Raw genomic sequence first — 14,906 nt, forward strand, 5'->3', positions numbered from 1 at the left:
GCCAAGATATGTCAGACGTAGCGCTGGACGACCGCGGTCGTCTCACGCTCCCGAAGGAGGTCCGAGAGCGATACGGGGACCGATATCACGTTGTTCAGCTTCCAGACGGAGTCAAATTGGTTCCGCTCGCTGACGACCCGCTCGAGGCACTCAGAGACGAGTTTGCGGATGTCGAGAAGTCGGCCGACGAACTTCGTGAAGAAGCACGCGAAGCAGCGCTCGACGAGGCCGGACAGTAAATGTATGCGGAAACTGACTTTCTGCTCGCGCTCATCAAGAATGAAGACTGGCTCGGAGACGCCGCCGAAGCGGTATACCGAGACCGACGGGACGAGTTGTGGACGTCGCAATTCACGCTCATCGAACTCCTTTTAGTTGCCTACCGCGAGGACCGTGATACCGAACGAGTCGTTTCGAACGCAGCCAACCTCGTCGAGGTACGTGGTGACGCGGAGACGGTCGTTACGGCGGCGACGTACGTGGAAGACCACGGGTTCACACCGTTCGACGCGCTTCACCTCGTCGAATCCAACGGGGAGACTATCGTCTCGAGCGATGACACATACGAGGAGGTTACGCCTCGTCTCGACTTGAAGACGGTCACCGAAGAGTAGCGTCCGCAACCACTAAACGCGACTCGCACCAACCTGTCTCCAATGACCGACTGGACGGAGAAGTACCGCCCGACGACGCTGTCGGAGGTGCGCGGAAACAACAAGGCCCGCGACAAACTCGAGGAGTGGGCCGAGAGCTGGGACGACCACCGGCAGTCGGTGATCGTCCACGGCAGTCCCGGAATCGGGAAGACCTCCGCCGCCCACGCGCTGGCGAACGACATGGGCTGGCCCGTCATGGAACTGAACGCCAGCGACAGCCGCGGGGCCGACGTCATCGAGAAGGTCGCCGGCGAGGCCGCAAAGAGCGGCACGCTCACCGGCGGCGAGGCGGGCCGTCGGCTCGTCATCTTGGACGAGGCGGACAACTTCCACGGCAACGCCGACTACGGCGGCTCGCGGGAGGTCACCCGCGTCGTCAAGGACGCGAACCAGCCGATCGTCCTCGTGGCAAACGAGTTCTACGACATGAGCAAGTCGCTGCGCAATTCCTGCGAGACGATCGAGTTCCGCGACGTCTCGAAGCGGTCAATCGTTCCCGTGCTGCGAGACATCTGCCGCCGCGAGGGTGTCGAGTTCGAGGAGGACGCACTCGAGAAAATCGCCGAATCGACGAGCGGCGACTTGCGTTCGGCGGTCAACGACTTGCAGGCCGTCGCCGAGGAGACCGAACGCTTGACCGTCGACGACGTGGTGACCGGTCAACGTGATACGACGGAAGGGATCTTCGACTTCCTCGACGAACTCATCAAGGAGAAAGACGCCGAAGGGGCGCTGCGGGCCTCCTACGATGTCGACGAGACGCCGGACGACCTGCTCAACTGGATCGAGGACAACGTCCCGAAAGACTACCAGGGGGCGGAACTGGCCGACGCCTACGGGTTCCTCGCGAACGCCGACCGCTGGCTGGGTCGGGTGCGGGCGACCCAGGACTACTCCTACTGGCGGTACGCGACGGACAACATGACCGCCGGCGTCGCCGCCTCGAGACGCGGCGATAAGGGCGGCTGGACACGGTATGGCCCGCCAAGCTATTGGTCGAAACTCGGCCGGACCAAGGGGACTCGGAACACCCGCGATTCGATCGCCGAGCGTATCGCCGAACGGGAGGGGACAAGCGTCGCGACGGCCCGCCGCGAACTCATGCCGTTCCTCTCGGCGATGACCCACCACTGCAAGAACCGCGACCTGACCGTCCGGATGGCCGCGGCATACGACCTCGACGAGTCGGAACTCTCTTTCGTCACCGGCAGCGGCAAAGACACTAACAAGGTCCAGTCGATCGTCGAGGACGCCGCAGAACGCAAAGCCGAGCAAGCAGTCGAACACTCGGGCAACGCTTTCTTCGAGGCCGAAGGCTCGAGCGAGAGTGATGCGGACGCCGCCGAGTCGGGGTCCGATGCGAACGCTGACGACGACGCCGCCGACGACTCGAGTTCCCCACGGGCGCTCGCAGGGACGGAGGCCGAAGAAGGAAGCGACGGCGAGCGGTCGGACGACGCGTCCGCAGTCGAGGACCCGGACGAGGATCAGTCGGGGTTAGACGACTTCTTCTGACCCCCCGAGGTCGCCGTTCGCCGACGCCGCCGACGACTCGAGTTCCCCACGGGCGCTCGCAGGGACGGAGGCCGAAGAAGGAAGCGACGGCGAGCGGTCGGACGACGCGTCCGCAGTCGAGGACCCGGACGAGGATCAGTCGGGGTTAGACGACTTCTTCTGACCCCCCGAGGTCGCCGTTCGCCGACGCCGCCGGTTGAATGGACCGGGGACGTGACGGGAATTGCGAACCGAGGTTCTTTCCCATCGAACATATCAATTCATCGACTGACGACACTATTACGTCGATGAACGGTGTGCCATCTCGTGGTGACCGACCGAATGACAGACTCCCGTAGCTGCCCGCTCTGTACCGAGTCGTACGACGACCGGAACGACCTTCGCGTCCACCTCGAGGTCGAACACCGGAAATCCGAGGTCGTCGCCCGACTGGTCGAACTCGACGCGGCGGGGGCCGATCTGTCGTCCGAACGCGAACGGACGACAGTCGACGACGAGCTCCCGGCACCGTCCGCCGACTGACCGCGACGTACCTTAGCGACCGGCTACTGGAAGCGACGCCAGAAATTTTGGAGCGAGTGCATCGCCGACGCCGGCAGCGAGGCGACGCGGGTCGGGTTCTCCGGCAGGCATATCGTCGTCCACCGGCGGGACCGTCTCGACGAGATGGCCGGTCATCCGCTCGAGTTCGTCGGGGTTGGTCCGTTCGGCTACCGTCTCGCCGGCGTACTCGTTGAGGATGATCCCGCAAATATCGATCTCGCGGGCCTCGAGCGCGTCGACCGAGAGCGTGGTGTGATTGAGCGTGCCGAGTCCCGAGCGTGTGACGACGACCGCTGCGGCCTCGAGGTCGGCGATGAGATCGATCACCTCGCGGTCGCCGGCCAGTGGTACCCGGAGGCCGCCGATTCCTTCGACGATCGGGACCGGCGTCGCCTCGATCTCGCGCTCGCAGGCCGCGCGAATCGTCTCGTAGGAGAGATCCTCGCCCGCGACCTCGGCGGCGACGCGAGGTGCGAGCGCCGGCTCGAGATAGCGCGGGCAGGTCGCAGCCGCGGGATCGTCACAGGCCGCGGCGACGAACCCGGCATCGTCATCGGGCGGATGGCCAGTCTGGGCCGGTTTGATCGCCCGCGCGTCGCGGCCGGCCTCGCGGAGCAGTCGCGTGAGTCCGGCCGTCACGACCGTCTTGCCGACGCCGGTCCCGGTGCCGACGACGGCGATCGGTCGGGTCGCGGTCACAGGAGCCCGACCTCCTCGCCCGCCGCGCGAAACGCCTCGAGGCAGTCGATGATGTCGTTCTCGTCGTGGGTTGCTATCGGAACGACGCGGAGCCGGCTCGTTCCCTCGGGGACCGTCGGGGGCCGGATCGCCGGCGCGACGACGTCGCGCTCCCGAATGCCGTCGGCGAGGGCCATCGCATCTTCCCGATCGCCGACGACCAGCGGGAGGATCTGGGAGTCACCCCAGATATCGAATCCCATGGTCTCGAGGCCGTCGCGGAGGTGAGCGACGTTCTCCCAGAGTCGCTCGCGCGCGTCGCCGTGTCGGGCGACGTGTAAGGCTTCGCTCGCGGCCGCGGCGGCCGGCGGGGCGAGGCCGGTCGAGAAGACAAAGGAGCGCGCGTCGTTTACCATGCACTCGATCAGGTCCGCGCTGCCGGCAACGTAGCCGCCCTGACTCGCCAGCGCCTTCGAGAGTGTGCCCATTTGGATCTGGATCCTGTCCTCGAGCCCCTCGGCCTGGACGACGCCGCCGCCGTCCGCGTAGAGCCCCGTCGCGTGAGCCTCGTCGACCATCACCCACGCGCCAACGGCCTCGGCGGCGTCACAGATGGCCTCGAGCGGCGCGACGGTGCCGTCCATGCTGAACACTGAGTCGGTGACGATCAGCCACGACTCGTCGGTCGGGTCTCGGCCCTCCCGCGCGGCCGCGTCGGCCCGTTCCTCGAGGGCCGACCGCAGGCTCGCGGCGTCGCAGTGGTCGTAGACGACGGTGTCGGCGTCCGCGAGCCGGCAGCCGTCGACGATGCTCGCGTGATTCAACTCGTCGGAGAAGACGACGTCCGGCTCGAGGGCGGTGATCGTCCCGACGTTCGCGGCGTAGCCCGACGAAAAGGTCAGCGCGCGCTCGGTCCCTTTGACCTCGGCGAGCAGTCGCTCGAGGTCCTGATGGACCATCGTGTCGCCGGTAACGAGGCGGCTCGCTCCGGCCCCGGTCCCGACGGTCGCGGCAGCCTGTCGGGCCGCATCTTGGATGCGCTGATCGTCCGTTAGTCCCAGATAGTTGTTCGAGGCAAAGACGAGCGCCTCCGCCGACTCGAGGACGGGTAACTCGCCGCCCGAGGGCTCGGCGAAGTAGCCCCGCTCGGCAACTCGGTCGACTGGCGAGAGGGCGCGTTTCAAGTCGTGTTCCTCGAGGGTGTCGAGTCGGTCCTCGAGGTCGAACCCGCGGTCGGCCATTCGGGTAAGGGAACTCAACGCCACGGTTTGACTCTCACGGTTCTCATCGACCGGTCGGTTCGACTCGGAGCGGCCGGCGCGGCCGGCTCGAGACGGTTGATACGCCGTGAATTCTGCAGTATCGGTATCATGTGCGATCGAACGTCAGCGAGCCCGTTCCGGGCCGAAACTCAGAAGCCGGGCAGTAGATCCGCCGGGCCGGAGACGCCGTACTCGCCGGCGCGGTTCCGCCGGACACCGGTCTTGAGATAACCCAATGCGGGCCCGTTGACGTTCGCTTCCATGCTCGTCTCGTCGCCGAGTTCGAACGTGTTCGTCGCCGTCTCGCCATCGAACGTTCGCCCAGTCACGCGAACCGTAGTCGTCGTCGGCTTCTCGTCGTTGCGAACGTCGAGAACTCCGCCGACCGTGACGTCCGCGGCGTCGCAGACGCCCGCCCGCTCGAGCAGGACGTCGTCTGCGTGTTCCATGTCCTCGAACTCGATGACGCCGTCGTGGTCGTCGATGATCGCCTCGATCTCCGCTTCGGAGAGGTCACGCGCAGTCTCGATGTCGTATTCGGGGAGGTGTGCGATGTCCTCGCGGACGGTCCCGCGGTTGTCCTCGTAGCCCGACTTGAGCCCGACGCCCCAGTGGATGTCGACGGCGGTGACTTCGACGAACGACTGGGCGGCCAGCGCGGCCGCGCCCGTCAGCAGCCCGGGGGTCGCGCCCGCGCCGCAGATGAAGGTGATGCCGGCCTCTTCGAAGTCCTCGCTGCGGTCGTCGAGCATGCCGATCACGCGCGAGCGCTTGAGCACGTCGACCAGTACGCCCGAATAGTCGCCCTCGACGAAGCGGTCGGCGGTCCGCGGGATGAAGTCGTGCTCGTAGTTCGGCAGAGCCAGTAGGACGGCGTCGATTCCGTCGCCGCGGTCGATGACCTCCCGAATGGGGTCTTCGCTCGGACGGGCCTGGCTCGAGGCGACGACACCCCGCTGCTCACCGTGTTGTTTGACCCCACTTTCAGCGGCCGTCGCTCCCGATCCGCCATCTGTCGCCACCTCGTCGTCTCGTGGCTCGCTGTCGATATTGCCTTCCGTCGCCGCCAGCAGTTCGTCCACGTCGAGGCCGTCGCCGTCGAACGCGACGCCGTGGCGATCGCACGCCGCGACGGGTTCGAGCGCGTCCTTGTGCTGGCTCACTTCGAGTGCTCGTCGGCCGATACCGCCGGTTCCGAGTACCGCAAACGTGATTTCGTTCATCTCTGTCGATGTATTGTTGACTTCGCGTCTCGCGTCGTCAGTCGTCGCTCGGTTCCGTGCCCGTACTCGCCGTCCCGTCGGTCGAGGTCTCCGCCGATCCGCTGTGGCGGGCCTTGACCGCCTCGGGGTCGAACTCGTTGGTCTCCCGGTTGGGCTCGAGTCCGGCGCGTTCGATGATTTCGATGTCCTCGCCGGGCGATTGGCCCTCGGTCGTCAGATAGTCGCCGGTGAGGAGCCCGTCAGCCCCGGCCTCGAGCGGCAGGTGCTGCTCGTCGGGTGCGAGGTTGACCTCGCGGCCGCCAGTCAGGCGGACCCGCGAGTCGGGGTGGAGCAGTTTGTAGACCGCGACCGTCTTGACGATCTCCTCGGTGCTGATGTCGACCCCCTGCTCGGCCAGCGGCGTCCCCGCGACCGGGTTGAGGACGTTGACCGGAAGCGAGGAGATCCCGATGTCCTGCAGGGCGATTGCGGCCTCGACCCGATCGGTCGGCGTCTCACCCATGCCGAGGATGACGCCGGCACAGAGGTCCATCCCGGCCGCCTTGGCCACCTCGAGCGTTTCGACCCGGTCCTCGAAACTGTGTGAGTCGACGATCTCTGGGAAGTAGTTCGGCGAGGTCTCGATGTTGTGATTGTAGTGGTTAATCCCCTCGTCGGCGAGGATCGCGGCCTCTTCTTCCGTGAGTATCCCGAGGGAGGCGTCGACCTCGAGGTCGCACTCGTCGCGGACGAGTCGGATCGACTCGAGGACCTCCTCCCACTCCTCGGGTCGGCGCTCTTTCGAGACGCCCTTCTCGGCGACGACGATGCCGAAGCGCTGAGCACCGTCACGTTCAGCCCGTTTTGCGGCCTCGAGGATCTTCTCGGGACCGAGGAAATCGTAGGTATCGATACCGGTGTCGAAGTGGACCGACTGCGCACAGAAGCCACAGTCCTCGGCGCAGTTGCCCGCCTTCGCGTTGACGATCGAGCAGGCGTCGACCGTGCCGTCGCCGAAGCGATCACGCACGGCCGCGCCGGCCTCGGTGAGGGCGTCGACCGGCTGGGCCATCAGCGCGAGCCCGTCCGTTCGATCGAGCACCTCGCCGGCCAGCACCCGCTCGAGCGCGTCGTCGACCGTCTCGTTGCCAGTCTCGTAAACCACGATTCTAGAAGTGGTTAACGAGAATATAATGTTTTTGGATGGTTCTCTCAGTCGACCGGTGCTCGAGGCCAATCAGTACTCGCAGATGGGGGCGAGACTGTTCGACAAGGCCGAAATAGCGTCCCGACGTGAGTACAGGAGTCGGCAGTGTCTCTGCGTCTCGAGCGTCCCGTCCAGAAACGAAAGACGAATTCATCTCAGTTCCCGAATCTTTGAATAGTGGTATGTGGTATCGTGGCGTATGGTTGTCAGTATTTCTGAGGAACGGTTCACGGCGGTTCCCGATTTCGACTACGAGCCACGGTACGTCGACGTGGGCGGGCTACGCATGGCCTACGTCGAAACCGCCGATGAGAGCGTCGACGAGGGCGAGGAGACGTTCCTCTGTCTCCATGGCGAACCCACCTGGTCGTTCCTCTATCGGAAGATGATACCTATCCTGGCCGAACGCGGTCGCGTCGTCGTTCCCGATCTGATCGGCTGCGGCCGCTCCGATCGGTACGAGGACCGTGAGGAGTACACGGTCGAGATGCACTACGACGCGCTGCAGACCTTCGTCACGGAACTCGACCTGACGAACATCACGCTCGTCTGCCAGGACTGGGGCGGCGTCCTCGGACTGGCGCTTGCGACCCACGAACCCGACCGGTTCGCGCGCCTCGTCCCGATGAACACCGGCGTCCCGGACGGAACCCAGGAGATGAGCGACCGATGGCACGAATTCGCCGAAATGGTGGCTTCCGCCGACAACCTCGACATCGGTAGACTCGTCCGAAACGGCTGCTACCGAGATCTTTCCGAGGCGGTGGTCGACGCCTATCGCGCCCCGTTCCCGGACGAGCGATACATGGCCGCTGCGCGGACGTTTCCCGGTCTCGTTCCCACATCCCCCGACGATCCCGGAGCGGAGCTGATGGCTGAAACCCAAGCGCGCCTCGGCGAGTGGGAGAAACCGGCGTTCGTCCTGTTCGGGCGGGACGACCCGATCACGTCTCACGACCGCGACCCGCTCCGACACCACATCCCGACCGCGAGCGAGCAGCCCGACATCTGGATCGACGAGGCCGCCCACTTCCTCCAGGAAGACGCCGGCGAGGAAATCGCCGAGCACATCGTCGACTTCGTCGATCGAACGCCATCGACCCGCTAAGAGACCCGAGATCGTCGCCGGCGACGCGATTTTCCCACCTCCTGTCTGCTGTCGGTCGGCCGTAACGGACTCTATCCTATCGCAACCCGTGATTGTTCGTCTCGTCACCCGATAGCCCCGTTCACTAGTCGGTTGTCAACTTCCGATATCGTCGACTCCGTCTAACGGCCAGTACACTAATACGTTACTTCTCTCATCTATCGTGACTGAGAAAATTCCAAAAATTAAAGTCGCGTGATAATCCACTAGCATAGAAGGGCCTTCATGACAGATAGTACAACAGACAATCCGGGCGACGGGGCACTCGAGGTGGGCTCGAGCGTCGACAACCTGTTCGGGGACGTCGAGACCGGCGTCGATTCGGGGGACGATCGCCGGTCCGAACCGACGGACGGGGACCGAGCCGACGACGGGAGCGACGGCGTCGAGGACAGGACGGCCGCCGATGTTTTCGATCAACTCCGCGCGGACGCGGCCGACGAAGGGGGTGCCGACGACGTGCTCGCGGACGAGAGTCCCGACGACATCATCGCAAGTGCGGACGAGCCGGATCCCGAGCCGGAGACGCACGTCGACGACGAGTTGCTGGCCGACGACGACGAACTGACGGATCTGCTCCTCACCGGGCGCACGAAAGACCAGGAGTTCCTCTGGATCGATCCGGACGCGTCCGACGGTTCGCAGGACGACGAGACCGGCGACCCGGCTGCGACGGCGGACGGTACAGAGTCAGCCGACGAGGACCCGTCGGCCGCCGAGAACGACGCCGACGCTAACGAGGTGGCTGCTACCGACGCAACCAGCGCTACCGACGACGAGACGACCTCGAGCGATGCCGAACCCGTTGCCAAGCCGTCCGAACGCGAGTCCGGTGTCGAGAGCGAGTCCGGGGACGGTCTCGAGGCCGACCCAGCCGACACGACGGAAGAGGCTAGGAAAGATGCGACCGCGATAGACGATGCGGATACTGCCCCGGAGACGGACCCCGACTCGAGTACGGAGACGGCAGTGGACGGCGAACGCGACGATCTAGAAGCCGATACCGCGGCCGACGACGCGCCTCTCGAGACGGAGGCCGACCCCGATCGAGCCGAGGACGCGGCCGACGACGATGCGGACGCGACGGCTGACGATGACGAGTCGTCGGGGCCGCTCGGTCGGCTTCGGTCGTCGCTCGGCGGCTTGTTCTGACCCGCTCGGTCGACCGTCCCCGTCGACGGGCCAGCCGTGATCGCGCGTTGCGGATGCCCGTCGATTCGCGCCGCTTAGCCCGAGTGTCCCCAGATCTATTCTCACGTTTCGATTGCCCTCCAGAGCGGTCACGGTCCGGGGTGCCACGCGAGTCTCTCCCGTCGAACCACGTACGATTTTGCGCCGCACTCGGGACACTGCGTGCCGCCCGTTTCCGGATCGGCGGCTCTCCGGACTGCAGTGTTCGTCCCCGCAGTTCGCACACTCGAGCCAGCCCGGCAGACGGACGATTGCCCCGCGTCTGTGGTTTTACTGCGCGAATACGACGGACACTGCGAGTCGGACAGCGGGGCGAGAGCGCAGTTGCTCGAGGAGGAGACGTGTCGATCGAATCGAGTGTAAAATAGCGCAACACGGCCCGCGAACGCGATCACGGGCCGAGGCTATCGCGGGATCGAAGCGTTACGAGAGGAACTCTTCGATGTGGTTGGCGACTTCTTCGGGGGTGTCGCCGACGGGAACGCCGGCGTCGTTGAGCGCCGAGATCTTGCTCTCGGCGGTGCCGGTTCCGGAGCCGGAGACGATCGCGCCGGCGTGGCCCATCCGCTTGCCCGGGGGGGCGGTGCGGCCGGCGATGAAGCCGGCGACCGGCGTGTCGACGTAGTCGTCGATGAACGCGGCCGCTTCCTCCTCGTCCTCGCCGCCGATCTCGCCGCACATGACGATGGCGTCGGTGTCGGGGTCGTCCTCGAACAGTTCGAGGGCGTCGACGAAGTCGGTGCCGATGATCGGGTCGCCGCCGATACCGATGGCGGTGGTCTGCCCGATGCCACGATTAGTCAGGCTATCGACGACCTGGTAGGTCAGCGTCCCGGAGCGGGAGACCAGACCGACGTTCCCCTCGGAGAAGATGTTCCCCGGCAGGATGCCGAGCTTGGCCTCGCCGGGCGTGATGAGGCCGGGACAGTTCGGGCCGATGAGTCGCGTGTCCGTCTCGGAGAGGCGCTTGTTGACCCGCGCCATGTCCTGGGTCGGAATGCCCTCCGTGATCGCGACCGCGAGGTCGAGATCGGAGTCGAGCGATTCGAAGACCGCGTCGCCGGCAAACGCCGGCGGGACGAAGATGACCGAGGTGTCGGCGTTCTCCTCGTCGACGGCCTCGTGGACCGTATCGTAGACCGGCACACCGCTGACTTCCTGCCCGCCCTTGCCGGGGACCGCACCGGCGACGACGTTCGTGCCGTACTCCATCATCTGTTCGGCGTGGAACTTTCCTTCCCCGCCGGTGATGCCCTGTACCACGACGCGCGTGTCGTCGTCGACTAGTACGCTCATTATTCGTTCACCTCCCCAGCGTACTCGACCGCACGCTGGACCGCGTCCTCGAGGGTCTGTTCGACCGTCACGAGGTCCTCGTTGAGAATTTCCATGCCTTCCTCCCAGTTGGTGCCGGCCAGTCGGACGACGACCGGCTTGGGGATCTCGTCGAACTGCTCGAGTGCCTCGTTGATCCCGCGGGCGACCTCGTCGCCGCGTGTGATCCCGCCGAAGATGTTGAAGACGACCGAATCGACGTTATCGTCCGAGAACACCATATCGAGCGCGTTCGCGATGCGGGCGGCCTTCGCGCCGCCACCGACGTCGAGGAAGTTCGCGGGCTGGCCGCCGTAGTGGTCGACCAGGTCCAGCGTCGTCATCACGAGGCCGGCACCGTTGCCGATGATGCCGACGTTGCCGTCGAGACGGACGTAGTCGAAGCCGTACTCGTCGGCCTTCTGCTCGAGTTCGTCGCCGCCGGCTGCCTCCTCTTCCATCTCGGCGAGTTCGGGCTGGCGGAACAACGCGTCCTCGTCGATGTTCATCACGGCGTCGGCCGCGATGACCTCGTCGTCGGCCGTGACCATCAGCGGGTTGATCTCGGCGTCAGCGCCGTCTTTCTCGTCCCAGAGATCGTAGAGCGTGGTGAGCACGCTCGAGACGTCGCGCGCGATCGACTGATCGACGCCGGCGTCGTAGACGGCCTTCCGCGCTTGGTATGGGTGCATCCCGAAGGCGGGATCGATGTGTTCGCGGGCGATCGCGTCGGGGTCTTCCTCGGCGACTTCCTCGATGTTGACGCCGCCCTTGGTCGAGACCATCGCGACGGGTTTGCCTTCGCCGCGGTCCATCGTGATCCCGACGTAGAGTTCGTTGACGAAGTCGACCGCTTCCTCGACGAGCACGCGGTCGACGTGATACCCCTTCAGATCCATCCCGAGAATGGACTCCGCTGCCTCGCGTGCCTCGTCTTCGTCCTCGACGAGTTTAATTCCGCCGGCCTTCCCCCGGCCGCCGACCTGTACCTGCGCTTTCACCGCTACTGGATACCCGATCTCCTCGGCCGCGGTGACGACGCCGTCGACGTCGGAGGCGAGCTCCGAAGCCGGCGTCGGAATCCCGGCATCGGCGAAGACGCTCTTCGCCTGATACTCGTGTAATTTCATGCCATTCGAACGGGCGTTCCGCCCTTGCTTAAATCCTGCCAGTTTCCGCTCGTCACGTGATATCCATCGACGTGTATCGACTCGACCGGCTTCGTCACCGGCGTCTCGTTTTCCAGGCCGCCGTCTTTCTGTGGGTTTTCAATCGAAGGTGGGTGTGACCTACCCGCACGTCCGAACTCGCCGCCAAATCGCCACGGAGAGTAGTTGATTTTCCAGTGCGATAAAATCCGGATGCCCAGATTGCAGACCGCGTTTTGCTCGAGCCCGTCACCGCTTTTTCACTTCCTGACCGTCGACCGCTCCGACTCGAGTCCGAGGCGATTGGCACTCCGACACAGCATTCAAACGTCGCCTCTCCCTACTACTGCCACGAGGCGCACCCGCTGTGACGAACCCCACCGCAACGCACCGATCCTCGGGTTGGGTGTCATCGGTGAAAGCCGCCCTCCGATTTCTCGTTCACAGTAACCTCTTCATCTCGTTGGCCACGGTCAGCGTCGTCGTCACGACCGTCCTGCTCGCGGCGCTTCCACTCGAGGCCCTGCCGCTGTTTATCGTCTTCGCGGCCACGATGTTCGTCTACACGGTCAATCGCTTTACCGACCTCGAGGAGGACGAGCAAAACGTCCCGCGGCGCGCGGCGTTTACGAAGCGCTATGGCCGACTCTGGCTCGCACTCGGGATCGGTCTCTACGTGGCCGCGATCGGGGTCGCCGTCGCGCTCGGCCTGCCCGGCGCGGCGTACATGCTCCTCCCGCTCGCCGTCGTCGTCCTCTACTCCGTCGGCGGCGTCAAACGGATCTTCCTCGTGAAAAACCTCGTCGTCGGCCTCGCGTGGGGCGCGATCCCGCTCGGCGTCGGCTACTACTACGGTCAGTTGTACGCCCTCGAGATCCTGTTTCTGTTCGCCTACGTCACGACCATGATCACCATCGCCGCGGCGATCTTCGACGTCAAGGACATCGAGGGCGACCGCGCGGAGGGTATCCCGACGGTTCCGAACCTGTTCGGCCCGCAGTCGACTCGGCTCCTCGCGCTGTGTTCGACCGTCGCCGTCGCCGCCGCGGTCATCGTCCTCGTCAGTACCGGCGTGCTCCCCGACACGTTCCTCGTCGTGCTCGCGATGAACGCCTACGTCTGTGCGTACATCCCCTTCGCGACCCCCGATCGCGGTCCGCTGTACTACGGGTTCGTCGTCGACGGCGAACACGTCTTCCTCGCCGCCGTCGTGGTGGCCCTCGAGTGGCTGGTGTGGTGACTGCTCCCAGCCGGTTGTGGTCGAACCCGCGAGCCAATCGCTTGCGCTGTGATCGGCGACCGCGGGCGTTCGTCGATCTACCATTGGTGACAGGGCCAACGCTATTCGGTCTCCTCCCCGAATGGACCGTCGGATGCGACGGGTCGACCGGTGCCTGCGGGCGGCACACGGGCGCGACGAATCGTCCGAGGTTTCGGTGTGCTGATCGATGAGCGAGACGCGAATCTCGAGTACGGTGAACCGACAGTGACGGTACTCGTTCCGACGGTCGTCTTCGTCGTCGCGGCGGTAGCGGTGTATCTGGCCGGCGTCAGCCTCTCGGATACCACCGACATCCTCGTCGTTCGGTGGGGGCTCGGCGAAGAACTCGGCGGACTCGTCTTGCTCGCGATCGTGACGAACCTGCCGGAGATCGTCATTACGACGAGTGCGGCGCTCAACGGGACCCTCCCGCTCGCGATCGGCAACATTCTCGGCGGCGTCGCGATACAACTCGTCGTCCTCGTCTATCTGGACGGCGTCGTCGGACCCTCGGAAACGCTGACCTACCGTGCCGCGTCGCTCGTTCTCGTCCTCGAGGGGGTCCTCGTGATCGCCATTCTGTTCGTCGTCATCATGGGCAGCCAGCTGCCGCGGACGCTCGTGGTCGCTCGGGTGACGCCGCCCGGCGTGTTGATCGCGCTGCTGTGGGCGGGCGGCGTCTGGCTCGTTTCGGAGGCGCGCACGGATCTGCCGTGGCACGAACAGGGGACGCCGCCGGAGGGACAACGGGAACCGCGAGGCGTCACGCGACGGAAGAAACTGACGCGAGCGGCGGGATACGTTCGGAGCCACACGCTCGCCCTGTTCTGTCTCGCAGCGGCGGTGGCCCTTGTAGGCGGGCTCGCACTCGAGCGAAGCAGTTCGATGCTCGCGGCGAGTCTCGGGGTGGACGGCGCGGTCTTCGGGGCGACGGCACTCGCCGCGGTGACGGCGCTGCCGGAGATTTCGACCGGAGTGACAGCAGTGCGGCTCGGCGATTACCAGCTCGCCGTCAGCGACGTTTTCGGCGGGAACACGTTTCTTCCGGTGCTGTTCGTGCTCGCGTCGATTGTTACGGGGCGAGCGGTCCTGCCGAATCTCTCCGCCGGTAACGTCTATCTCGCCGGCCTCGGCGGCCTACTCACGGCGGTCTATGTCACGGGACTCATCTTTCGGCCTCGCTACGTGTTCGCACGACTCGGACTCGACTCGATCGTCGTCGTCGCCCTCTATGCGAGTGCGATCCTCGGCCTGGTCGCTATCACACTCTAAGAAGCTGCGGCTCTACCGATCGCTCTCCGAAGTCGGCCGGCCTCCCAACCCAAAGACGGGCTCAGTCCCGGTCGTCCTCGCTCCAGTCGCAGTCTTGGCACTTCCAGCCGGTCACGAGTTCGGTAACCGACGGCATGTACACTACTTTCAGTACGTTTCCGCCACAGTCCGGACACTCCGTGTCGGCCTCGACGATCGAATCGACTTCCATCACGGAGTCGCCTTCGACCAGTTCCGCGAGTTTTTCCGCTGTGACCATTCGCCCCTGAACGACTCGATTCTCGCTCACATGCTGCGTTCCGGACGCGACATCCTAAGCGTTTCCTGAATCGAGCGCCCGCGGAACGGAGAGGCATCTCGAGGGCGCGCCATTCGAGGTCGAAAAGCGGTCCCGGGGCGGGCCGGAACCGGCGTCGGTGTCGTGCGATCGGCGTCGCGGCCCGTCGACGAATGCTCCCCCCATCCGTTGACCGTCAGTGCCGCGCGAATTACCACCTACCGCATCGGTAC

15 protein-coding genes are annotated in these 14,906 nt (G+C 65.3%); 8 read left to right on the top strand and 7 right to left on the bottom strand.

Features of this window, described 5'->3' with window-relative positions; all coding sequences use genetic code 11:
• Positions 1 to 8 precede the first annotated feature (8 nt).
• From ACJYUO_RS12905 to ACJYUO_RS12920, 4 genes are all read left to right on the top strand, one after another.
• The gene (locus tag ACJYUO_RS12905; protein WP_494345763.1) at positions 9 to 239 is read left to right on the top strand and encodes an AbrB/MazE/SpoVT family DNA-binding domain-containing protein; all 231 of its coding nucleotides are present in this window, start codon (positions 9 to 11) and stop codon (positions 237 to 239) included.
• Positions 240 to 614 (top strand): PIN domain-containing protein, encoded by a 375-nt coding sequence (locus ACJYUO_RS12910; RefSeq protein WP_494345764.1) that lies wholly within the window; start codon positions 240 to 242, stop codon positions 612 to 614.
• A gap of 42 nt (positions 615 to 656) precedes the next feature.
• Entirely contained in the window at positions 657 to 2,171 is a 1,515-nt protein-coding gene (locus ACJYUO_RS12915) for a replication factor C large subunit (protein WP_494345765.1), read from the top strand.
• Positions 2,172 to 2,492: 321 nt separating this feature from the next.
• Positions 2,493 to 2,693, top strand: coding sequence for a hypothetical protein (locus ACJYUO_RS12920; RefSeq protein ID WP_494345766.1), 201 nt, complete (start codon positions 2,493 to 2,495; stop codon positions 2,691 to 2,693).
• Positions 2,694 to 2,705: 12 nt separating this feature from the next.
• On the opposite strand, the gene bioD is transcribed toward ACJYUO_RS12920, so the two are convergent.
• The 4 genes from bioD to bioB all read right to left on the bottom strand — a co-directional run bounded on the left by bioD (position 2,706) and on the right by bioB (position 7,021).
• Entirely contained in the window at positions 2,706 to 3,413 is a 708-nt protein-coding gene (bioD, locus tag ACJYUO_RS12925; protein WP_494345767.1) for a dethiobiotin synthase, read from the bottom strand.
• A complete protein-coding gene (locus tag ACJYUO_RS12930; RefSeq protein ID WP_494345768.1) occupies positions 3,410 to 4,633 on the bottom strand; it encodes an aminotransferase class I/II-fold pyridoxal phosphate-dependent enzyme in 1,224 nt (407 codons plus the stop codon). The genes bioD and ACJYUO_RS12930 overlap by 4 nt, the downstream gene beginning before the upstream one ends.
• Positions 4,634 to 4,803: 170 nt before the next feature.
• Positions 4,804 to 5,877: a (S)-8-amino-7-oxononanoate synthase BioU gene (gene bioU, locus ACJYUO_RS12935; RefSeq protein WP_494345769.1), complete on the bottom strand. Its 1,074-nt coding sequence runs from the start codon at positions 5,875 to 5,877 to the stop codon at positions 4,804 to 4,806.
• 37 nt (positions 5,878 to 5,914) lie between these two features.
• Entirely contained in the window at positions 5,915 to 7,021 is a 1,107-nt protein-coding gene (gene bioB, locus ACJYUO_RS12940; protein WP_494345770.1) for a biotin synthase BioB, read from the bottom strand.
• A 241-nt stretch (positions 7,022 to 7,262) separates the two neighbouring features.
• Here bioB and ACJYUO_RS12945 point away from each other — a divergent pair, with 241 nt between their 5' ends.
• Both ACJYUO_RS12945 and ACJYUO_RS12950 read left to right on the top strand, forming a co-directional pair.
• A complete protein-coding gene (locus tag ACJYUO_RS12945; RefSeq protein ID WP_494345771.1) occupies positions 7,263 to 8,171 on the top strand; it encodes a haloalkane dehalogenase in 909 nt (302 codons plus the stop codon).
• 264 nt (positions 8,172 to 8,435) lie between these two features.
• On the top strand, positions 8,436 to 9,362 hold the full coding sequence (locus ACJYUO_RS12950) for a hypothetical protein (RefSeq protein WP_494345772.1): 927 nt from the start codon (positions 8,436 to 8,438) through the stop codon (positions 9,360 to 9,362).
• 462 nt (positions 9,363 to 9,824) lie between these two features.
• Here the strand turns inward: ACJYUO_RS12950 and sucD are convergent, their stop codons facing one another.
• Positions 9,825 to 10,697, bottom strand: coding sequence for a succinate--CoA ligase subunit alpha (sucD, locus tag ACJYUO_RS12955; RefSeq protein ID WP_006431659.1), 873 nt, complete (start codon positions 10,695 to 10,697; stop codon positions 9,825 to 9,827).
• Positions 10,697 to 11,845, bottom strand: a complete 1,149-nt coding sequence (gene sucC, locus ACJYUO_RS12960; RefSeq protein ID WP_494345773.1) for an ADP-forming succinate--CoA ligase subunit beta — start codon at positions 11,843 to 11,845, stop codon at positions 10,697 to 10,699. Before sucC ends, sucD begins: the two co-directional genes overlap by 1 nt.
• A 385-nt stretch (positions 11,846 to 12,230) precedes the next feature.
• Between sucC and ACJYUO_RS12965 the strand changes: the two genes are divergently transcribed.
• Both ACJYUO_RS12965 and ACJYUO_RS12970 read left to right on the top strand, forming a co-directional pair.
• On the top strand, positions 12,231 to 13,103 hold the full coding sequence (locus tag ACJYUO_RS12965) for a UbiA family prenyltransferase (RefSeq protein ID WP_494345774.1): 873 nt from the start codon (positions 12,231 to 12,233) through the stop codon (positions 13,101 to 13,103).
• A gap of 198 nt (positions 13,104 to 13,301) precedes the next feature.
• Positions 13,302 to 14,396 carry a sodium:calcium antiporter gene (locus tag ACJYUO_RS12970; protein WP_494345775.1) on the top strand — a complete coding sequence of 365 codons (1,095 nt, stop codon included), beginning with the start codon at positions 13,302 to 13,304 and terminating at the stop codon, positions 14,394 to 14,396.
• 61 nt (positions 14,397 to 14,457) lie between these two features.
• Here ACJYUO_RS12970 and ACJYUO_RS12975 read toward each other — a convergent pair whose 3' ends face one another.
• Positions 14,458 to 14,685, bottom strand: coding sequence for a DUF5795 family protein (locus ACJYUO_RS12975; RefSeq protein WP_494345776.1), 228 nt, complete (start codon positions 14,683 to 14,685; stop codon positions 14,458 to 14,460).
• Positions 14,686 to 14,906 lie beyond the last annotated feature (221 nt).

It is taken from the genome of Natrinema sp. CRL1 (assembly GCF_059162405.1).

What these genes read in the sequence shown, in the direction of transcription:
- bioU (WP_494345769.1), bottom strand. Translation starts at nt 5,877, where the DNA reads ATGAACGAAATCACGTTTGCGGTACTCGGAACCGGCGGTATCGGCCGA.
- ACJYUO_RS12930 (WP_494345768.1), bottom strand. Translation starts at nt 4,633, where the DNA reads ATGGCCGACCGCGGGTTCGACCTCGAGGACCGACTCGACACCCTCGAG.
- ACJYUO_RS12910 (WP_494345764.1), top strand. Translation starts at nt 240, where the DNA reads ATGTATGCGGAAACTGACTTTCTGCTCGCGCTCATCAAGAATGAAGAC.
- ACJYUO_RS12905 (WP_494345763.1), top strand. Translation starts at nt 9, where the DNA reads ATGTCAGACGTAGCGCTGGACGACCGCGGTCGTCTCACGCTCCCGAAG.
- sucD (WP_006431659.1), bottom strand. Translation starts at nt 10,697, where the DNA reads ATGAGCGTACTAGTCGACGACGACACGCGCGTCGTGGTACAGGGCATC.
- ACJYUO_RS12945 (WP_494345771.1), top strand. Translation starts at nt 7,263, where the DNA reads ATGGTTGTCAGTATTTCTGAGGAACGGTTCACGGCGGTTCCCGATTTC.
- ACJYUO_RS12920 (WP_494345766.1), top strand. Translation starts at nt 2,493, where the DNA reads ATGACAGACTCCCGTAGCTGCCCGCTCTGTACCGAGTCGTACGACGAC.
- sucC (WP_494345773.1), bottom strand. Translation starts at nt 11,845, where the DNA reads ATGAAATTACACGAGTATCAGGCGAAGAGCGTCTTCGCCGATGCCGGG.
- ACJYUO_RS12915 (WP_494345765.1), top strand. Translation starts at nt 657, where the DNA reads ATGACCGACTGGACGGAGAAGTACCGCCCGACGACGCTGTCGGAGGTG.
- ACJYUO_RS12950 (WP_494345772.1), top strand. Translation starts at nt 8,436, where the DNA reads ATGACAGATAGTACAACAGACAATCCGGGCGACGGGGCACTCGAGGTG.